The organism is Candidatus Culexmicrobium sp. (assembly GCF_058356305.1).
Map to the genome: position 1 here is coordinate 1 of NZ_JBTVBB010000039.1, position 7,130 is coordinate 7,130.

The window sequence follows — 7,130 nt, forward strand, 5'->3', positions numbered from 1 at the left end:
AATATCAACAATACTCTCCTCAATCCTCACCCTAACCCTCTGACCCTCCCTAAGACCAAGCTTCTCTAAAAGCTTCAAAACACCATTCTCATAAACAGCCTCAACAATTCTAATCATAACAACACCAAATAAATCATCAGCAAAAAAATATATAAACCCCATACATAAATCAAGACAATCGCACTAAAGTGACTATAAATATTAATAATGAATAGGTTTAACGCAAGTCCTGGTTGACGTAGGCTACCTAATACTTTACTCTTCATACCTCATGAACAACATAAATAATCAGGAAAATGAAGAAAACAAGGTTAAAGAAGACCACATAAAACGCTTAGAGAAATACGCAGCATCATCACTCATAAATGGAAAATTCATGAGATTAAATCTATTTACTATTATTTCATTGTAATAATTAGATAGAATGGTGATACTGTATGCCTCGTTATCGAGTTTATATTAAAGTTAAGGAAGTTCATGGTTTTTGTGCTGCAAATTACAGGCCTGGCGATACGTTTATAGTGGAATGGTTCTACATAAAGCCTCAACAATTCTAATCATAACAACACCAAATAGATCATCAGCAAAAAAATATATAAACCCATACATAAATCAAGACAATCACACTAAAGTGACTATAAATATCAATAATGAATAGGTTTAACGCAAGTCCTGGTTGACGTAGGCTACCTAATACTTTACTCTTCATACCCCGTGAAAAGCATAAGCAACCAGGAAAATGAAGAAAACAAGGTTAAAGAAGATGTAATAAGAAAGCTCAAAATAGACGTCTTCAACTATACGAAAAGCGATAAAAAGCTAGAAGAAAAGACAAGGAAATCTACAGAGAATACCAAAACTATCTGAAGACATCCACATACCAATATACTTAGACTATCCACTCTTCACATCACTACTAGAATACATAGGCTTCCAACACCACCTCACAAAAACAATAAAACTAATAGAAGAAACAATAACAACATACAACAAAATAAAAAGGTAAAATCATTCACAATGAAAGGAAATATTTAAGGCCATTACTACTCATCTACGTAGTTTCCTTTATATACTTGAAAGAGTTATAAGCTCGAATGAAAACTATAGTAGAAAAGGTGAAGTAATTGATTACTGAAGAAAAATCTTTTACAATATTGATTGAAAGGGATGAAGATGGATTTTATGTTGCTGAGGTAGCTGAATTGCCAGGATGCCGTACACAAGCCAAAGACATGAAGGGGTTAATGAAGAGAATAGGAGAAGCAATACAATTATACATGGAAGTTGAGAGTAATGAAATATGTTACCATTTTGGTATAAGTAGTATAGTGAGGGGTATTCTATGGCTATTTTGAGAAGTGACTGGGAAAAACTAACAGAACTTTGGGATATATCAGAGATAGCTAGCACTGTATCCAGAATTCTAGCATCCCTTTACATGCTTAAAATGGGAGTGCACAAACCAGAAATTAGCATAAAGCTACTGCGAGAAATTGAGAAGTGTAGAAAGCTACTAGAGAAAATCATAGAGGATTTAGAGCTTCATGCTCATGATAAAGCACCAGAAACAATACTAGTCACCCTACTAATAAACGCCTATGGACATATTGACACTGAAAAGATTAGAAATAATATATTAAGCGCAAGTCAAGGATTAAGCAAACTCGAAAAAACAATAAAACAGAGAACCATAAATGAAAAAGTGCTAGAAGATAAAAATATCCTCCAGCTAGAGAACATACTTAGAAAGCTATCAGATGCTTTAAACAGAAAAGCAGCAAAAATAGCAAGTGAAATATATGCCTACTAACCTGAAGAAGGGAATATAATTGCAAACTCTTCTACATGAAGAGTTAAATGAAGTGAAATTAATATATCAAAGTATAAAAACTCAACTTGACAATGCAAGTAAGCACTCAGAACTCAAAGAAATAGTTCAAGCCATTAGAAATGAAATTAAAAACCTAAACAATTAACAAAATGCTAAAATAATTCTCGACACATCACCTCCATTAAATTCTACCTACAAAAAGAGTTAAAATTAGGAATACGCTTAAGGGGATTCCTATTGCGTCTATCTATATGGGTAGGTTGAATATGTTTAGAAAATTAATATTAATTACAGTTTTGCAACGAGTTTAAATAAACTTACTCATCAATATTTTTCTCAAGATCTCTCTTGACATTAAGCAGTTTTTCTTTTAATTCAGGAATATCCTTCTTAGCAGTTATCCAAGTTAGTTCTAAATCTACACCGAAGTATTCATGAATTAGGATGTCTCTCATTCCAGCTATTTTCTCCATGGAATCTCGAGATATCTATCCCTAATATCCGATGGAATATTTTAACAGCCTCTCCAATAATCATAATTCTACGGATAACTACATCTTAAAGCATTGTTGATGATAGAAACTCTTCCCTCGTAACTCCACATAAATATTCTTCAATCTTCCCCATACACTCAAGTATGTGTTCAATAAAGATTTTAGGATCCTTCTTCATAAAATATCTCCTGCTCACCTAGAATCCTATCCCTCAAAAGAGGATGTAGAGAATTATAAGTTAAAACGTCAACCCTAACTCCTAAAGCCTCCTCCAACTCCAATTTAAGCCCCACGAGGTCAAGCAAACTCCTCTCATCCCCAAACTCAACCAAAATATCCAAGTCACTCTCCCCAGTCATTTCACCCCTAGCAAAGGAGCTGAAAACAGCTGCCCTCACAACACCATAACGCCTCAAAACTGGAATAATCCTTCTTAAACCCTCCACCACAGATAAAACCCTAAACCAACCTAACAAAATAAATATAAAATTATAATCCTACATTTCACCTCTTCTCTTCGCTATTAACTCAATAGTGAAAACTATAAACGTCATAACATAAAAGTTAAAGAAATCTATCAGATCCATGTAAATTAAAGGCTTTACTATTTTCTCATGATTATAATTGAATGAAATGACAATTAGAGAGAAATATAACGTAATTCTATTATCCTCAATAAAAATTAAATAAGCATTAACAACCTAGCCTTCATCTTCAATAATCTCAAATGAACCTTCCTCTACAATGAATAATTTACCCCTATAATCCTCAACTCTACCTAAAAGTGACTCTAATTCCCTTATCAGTTTTTCAGCTCTAGGGGGATGTATACGAAGAACAATTATGCCGTGAAACTGCTTTGGAGGATAAAGAACTATATTGGCGAAATCATAATCTCTAGTTAGTAAAATATATCCCTTACTTATAGCTATGGAAGCTAATTCTCTATTCTTCAAACCCTTTGGCGAATATTCAGCTATATGGCCCTTTGACTCTAGAAAAATTTTAACCAGTCTAGGAATATTCTCATCGAGAAGAAACTTTAACATATTTGACGTAATGTTCACCTCTAATAATCTTTGAAGCCCAATCCAATGCCTCCCTAATCATATCTTCATTAAGACTTGGATAATAATCCTTAACAATCTCCTCAATAGAGAGGCCTGAAGCAAGGAGTTCAATTACATCACTAACCAAGATTCTCGTACCCTTAAATGTAGGCTTACCATGACATATCTCATCATCAACAACAATATACTTACCAAACTCAACCCTCATAACAGATCAAAAAGCTCTCTATAAAACAGAATATTTAAACTTTCCACAACAACTTCAATATCACAAAATAGCTCTGATATCACCTCCATTAAATTCTATAATATGAATGTGAAAATTTTAGAGGAAAACACCAGCATAACCTAGACAGCTTTAAAGCATCATCTTTTCGATTAGTTTAGTGTATTTTTCTCCTATGATTTGGCTTAGCAGAGCTATGTCATCTGAAAACCACCAGCAAATCAACACTGCACTTTAATCTATAACCACCAGATATTTCATTTACCAGAAAACATTCAAGATTACTAATTTTAGCCAATTTTATAATTCCATAATCACACTTAGATACCCATCTATAAAACATTGACAAGTATTAAAGAAAATGATATTAACCATATCAAATGCTAAACTTAAAATAAAGGGAAGAACAGTAATATTTGAGCTTAAAAAAGGAGAAATAAGTTTAAGAGAAATTCTTTAAATGTTTAAAACACCATTTATTATTCATTTTGTCGGTAAATTGACAACCTATATGGATTTGTGTAAGGTTTAAATAGCATATGCTAAGATAATTTTTGTGTATAACGCGTTACACATATGATAACTAAGGATGAGTGAGTATATAGCGAATAAATTTACAGAAGTATTAAAATTTGAAAGACGTAAATTTTATAAATTCACTACTTTAAGTTACATATTGAACTTATAAAGGCTTTATATACAATATATACTTAGGTTTATAGAGGGGTATGGTATGAATAGAAAAATTCTCGAAAAACTCATTGAAGATAGTGAATGGATGACCAGACACTATGATGAGCTTAAAAAATATGAAGGCAAAGTTATTGCAGTCAAAGATAGAAAAATTATATGCGTATCAGACAGTCTAGACGGACTATTATCTGAGCTTGAAAGAAGAAAGGAGAATGCAGCGTTAATTCTCATTGAAGCAATACCACCTGAAGATATGTCATTCATACTCTAGGTGCAACAATTGAAGCGAATACCCTGTCAAGTAAGAAAATTTATGAGAAATAAATTCTTCCCCTTCGTTCCATTCTCAATAAAATTTGCACGCATTTACGGAGTAGTTTTCGCTTTAATAGATACAGGCAGTCCATACACAGTTCTATCAACAAGAGATGCCCTAAGACTAAAACTCCCAATAACAAGAATGAGAAGTGGTGAACCAGTCTACCTAGCAGGATACAAATTCTTCAACCACATATTACAAGATGTCACATTAACTTTTAGAGCTGAGGAAGGAGAAATGCTAACTCTAAATAAACAAGAAATCGGAGTACTAATTCCAACAAAAAAGAAGATGCCAAAAAACATTGAAAGCATTCCAAGCATAATTGGAAACGATTTTCTAGAAGAAAACAGCATAGCACTCTACTTCAACCCAAAATTGAAGAAAGCCTACCTAGAAATACAACAAATTAATTAATGAGACCCGTCAAGAAGATTCATAATAGCGTTAAATCACTAAATGTGGAGAAATGATAAACCAAAACGACATGTTAAATAAGGCAAAGGAATTTACAAAAACATATTTTAAGAAACTGTCAATTTTAATCACTCAAATACCAATTGAAATTAGGGAAATTCTACTACCATCCTATATGTTGTATAGAGGATTTAAAGCAACAATATATCTAGATACCAGCAACAAATTGGATATAAAAATTCATAGAGAAAGATCAAGTAGAATTTCCATCAAAGTAAAGAAAACAAGAAGAAGAATTGAACATGAAATTTTCGGTATACTTGGTCGTAAGAACATGTATAAAATCAGTGAAAACAACGTATTACTAAGTGATTTAGTTCTCACATGTAGAGATTTCAGTGAAAAGTATGGTTACAAGCTACCTAAACAGGCTCCCATCCTAGTGTTTTCTCACTCTGGCAATATAGGACCAATTGAGATTGAAAAGGATGATGAAGTCAAAATCGTTAATTGCAGTATTTACTGGATAAAGAGAAATGGCAGGCCACATATAGATAGAATACCTTTCGCTTGGCTCTTCGGCGACATAAAACACATTTATAAAATCAATCCTCACATTCGAGCAGAATCTGATTTCTATAATTTCCTACTTGAGAGACTCTATGAAATCATCACTAGAGGATATGAAGTCATAGTAGATAAAAATGTAAGGGATAAAGTTATCAGTTTTTATAAAAAATTAATTGAACAAATTGAAAAAGAAGTTAGAGAATACATTGTTACTACACAAGCAGATGAATACTTATTTCAACAACTACTTAACAAATACAAGTTCTTCCTATATCCAGAAGCCATAAGCATAAAGTCTCAACCAACCATTAGGGACAAACCAATAAGACGACCAGACTTTCTAATAGAAGTAAGCCATAAGCAATGGATATACGTGGAAATAGAGCCACCATACTACAAACCCTTTGAAAAATCAAAACCATCAAATAGACTAAAAGAAGCCCTAAAACAAATAGAAGAGTGGAAGAAAATACTAAATAAACAAGAACCTAAAATAAGCATAAGCTACATGGTAATCATAGGATTACTTGAAGACATAAAGGACGAAGAGAAAGAAAACCTCGAAAAATTCAATATAAAACGTAGAGACATAACTACAAAAACTCGGGACTATATAATAGAAAATATCAACAAAACAAAAAGCTGGATAAACAGGCTAAGATAATATTAATGCTGCCCATTCAAATAAATTCACATGCAAGAACTTAAAAGAGAAACTCGCTTATTATATAAGTGAAAAGAATAGTAGCAGTGACTTCGATGAAGGTAAACAGAGAAGAAGCAATTAAGTTTAATGGAGCAACCTATACCAATGTAAACTATCTAAATTAATTAAATATAATGCAAGAGATAAACATAACAAATACCATTAACTTCATAAATATCACTCTAGAAGAAATATTAAGAAGACTCATCAATGAAGAAAAATACCATGAAATAATATCCATAATCAACTCATTAACCCTCAATCTTTTAAGAGGAATAGCAGAAAGCATAGGACTGAAAATTAGAGATCTAAGCGAAATACCAATAATACAGGAAATGAAAAACAAAAATATAATCGACGAGAAGACAAGAGACAGGTTAATCATATCATTCCTAATAAAGGAAGGCATAATCACACAAGTATACGAATACAATAGAAAACTAAACCAAGAAGACATAGAGAAAATGAAGAGAATAATCCAACTCCTAAATGAAATTGCCATGAAAATAAATATTCAATACAGCGACTTAAACTTCACAAGAACCTTTGAGTCAACTTCTCTATCTTACTTAGCATAGAAAGCAACCTCTCAAAAATATGATGAATACTTGGTGAAGGCAACTCATAGGCTCCATAAAAATATCTATGCAAACCCAACAACAAATCAAAGACATCTTCAGGACTCCTACTAATTGTGATTAAATCAATATCAGACAAAAGAGATTTATCACGCATACTCAATTCATTAAATAGATCAACAAAAGCCTTCTTTTTCTCATCTATACTTATAGTCTCCCACCCATA

The 7,130-nt window shown here is 32.3% G+C and carries 12 protein-coding genes; 6 read left to right on the forward strand and 6 right to left on the reverse strand.

All coding sequences use genetic code 11. The features are described from left to right. The coding region (locus ACW8TM_RS10370) for an antitoxin family protein (protein WP_491533230.1) at window positions 1-162 on the reverse strand (162 nt) is incomplete at its 3' end. 962 nt (window positions 163-1,124) lie between these two features. Here ACW8TM_RS10370 and ACW8TM_RS10375 point away from each other — a divergent pair. Next, entirely contained in the window at window positions 1,125-1,355 is a 231-nt protein-coding gene (locus ACW8TM_RS10375; protein WP_491533219.1) for a type II toxin-antitoxin system HicB family antitoxin, read from the forward strand. Continuing rightward, window positions 1,343-1,810: a hypothetical protein gene (locus ACW8TM_RS10380; RefSeq protein WP_491533220.1), complete on the forward strand. Its 468-nt coding sequence runs from the start codon at window positions 1,343-1,345 to the stop codon at window positions 1,808-1,810. The genes ACW8TM_RS10375 and ACW8TM_RS10380 overlap by 13 nt, the downstream gene beginning before the upstream one ends. 338 nt (window positions 1,811-2,148) lie before the next feature. Here ACW8TM_RS10380 and ACW8TM_RS10385 read toward each other — a convergent pair whose 3' ends face one another. The 4 genes from ACW8TM_RS10385 to ACW8TM_RS10400 form a co-directional block, all read right to left on the reverse strand. Next, on the reverse strand, window positions 2,149-2,304 hold the full coding sequence (locus ACW8TM_RS10385; RefSeq protein WP_491533221.1) for a HepT-like ribonuclease domain-containing protein: 156 nt from the start codon (window positions 2,302-2,304) through the stop codon (window positions 2,149-2,151). 182 nt (window positions 2,305-2,486) lie between these two features. After that, window positions 2,487-2,774 carry a nucleotidyltransferase family protein gene (locus ACW8TM_RS10390; RefSeq protein WP_491533222.1) on the reverse strand — a complete coding sequence of 96 codons (288 nt, stop codon included), beginning with the start codon at window positions 2,772-2,774 and terminating at the stop codon, window positions 2,487-2,489. 252 nt (window positions 2,775-3,026) lie between these two features. Next, window positions 3,027-3,374 (reverse strand): DUF5615 family PIN-like protein, encoded by a 348-nt coding sequence (locus tag ACW8TM_RS10395; RefSeq protein WP_491533223.1) that lies wholly within the window; start codon window positions 3,372-3,374, stop codon window positions 3,027-3,029. Further along, window positions 3,352-3,603, reverse strand: coding sequence for a DUF433 domain-containing protein (locus tag ACW8TM_RS10400; protein WP_491533224.1), 252 nt, complete (start codon window positions 3,601-3,603; stop codon window positions 3,352-3,354). Before ACW8TM_RS10400 ends, ACW8TM_RS10395 begins: the two co-directional genes overlap by 23 nt. A 751-nt stretch (window positions 3,604-4,354) precedes the next feature. On the opposite strand from ACW8TM_RS10400, the gene ACW8TM_RS10405 reads away from it, so the two are divergent. From ACW8TM_RS10405 to ACW8TM_RS10420, 4 genes are all read left to right on the forward strand, one after another. Further along, entirely contained in the window at window positions 4,355-4,585 is a 231-nt protein-coding gene (locus ACW8TM_RS10405) for a DUF5678 domain-containing protein (RefSeq protein ID WP_491533225.1), read from the forward strand. 9 nt (window positions 4,586-4,594) lie between these two features. Beyond that, window positions 4,595-5,050 (forward strand): hypothetical protein, encoded by a 456-nt coding sequence (locus tag ACW8TM_RS10410; RefSeq protein WP_491533226.1) that lies wholly within the window; start codon window positions 4,595-4,597, stop codon window positions 5,048-5,050. Window positions 5,051-5,102: 52 nt separating this feature from the next. Beyond that, window positions 5,103-6,284, forward strand: coding sequence for a Shedu anti-phage system protein SduA domain-containing protein (locus ACW8TM_RS10415; protein ID WP_491533227.1), 1,182 nt, complete (start codon window positions 5,103-5,105; stop codon window positions 6,282-6,284). A 176-nt stretch (window positions 6,285-6,460) separates the two neighbouring features. Further along, complete coding sequence (locus ACW8TM_RS10420) at window positions 6,461-6,904, forward strand: hypothetical protein (protein WP_491533228.1); 444 nt, start codon at window positions 6,461-6,463, stop codon at window positions 6,902-6,904. Here ACW8TM_RS10420 and ACW8TM_RS10425 read toward each other — a convergent pair. Then, on the reverse strand, window positions 6,861-7,130 hold a 270-nt coding region (locus tag ACW8TM_RS10425; RefSeq protein ID WP_491533229.1), incomplete at its 5' end, for a hypothetical protein. The genes ACW8TM_RS10420 and ACW8TM_RS10425 overlap by 44 nt on opposite strands.

Bases quoted from the DNA above. Each gene is read 5' to 3' on its own strand.
- ACW8TM_RS10395 (WP_491533223.1), bottom strand. From the start codon at position 3,374: ATGTTAAAGTTTCTTCTCGATGAGAATATTCCTAGACTGGTTAAAATT.
- ACW8TM_RS10400 (WP_491533224.1), bottom strand. From the start codon at position 3,603: ATGAGGGTTGAGTTTGGTAAGTATATTGTTGTTGATGATGAGATATGT.
- ACW8TM_RS10385 (WP_491533221.1), bottom strand. From the start codon at position 2,304: ATGGAGAAAATAGCTGGAATGAGAGACATCCTAATTCATGAATACTTC.
- ACW8TM_RS10380 (WP_491533220.1), top strand. From the start codon at position 1,343: ATGGCTATTTTGAGAAGTGACTGGGAAAAACTAACAGAACTTTGGGAT.
- ACW8TM_RS10405 (WP_491533225.1), top strand. From the start codon at position 4,355: ATGAATAGAAAAATTCTCGAAAAACTCATTGAAGATAGTGAATGGATG.
- ACW8TM_RS10415 (WP_491533227.1), top strand. From the start codon at position 5,103: ATGATAAACCAAAACGACATGTTAAATAAGGCAAAGGAATTTACAAAA.
- ACW8TM_RS10420 (WP_491533228.1), top strand. From the start codon at position 6,461: ATGCAAGAGATAAACATAACAAATACCATTAACTTCATAAATATCACT.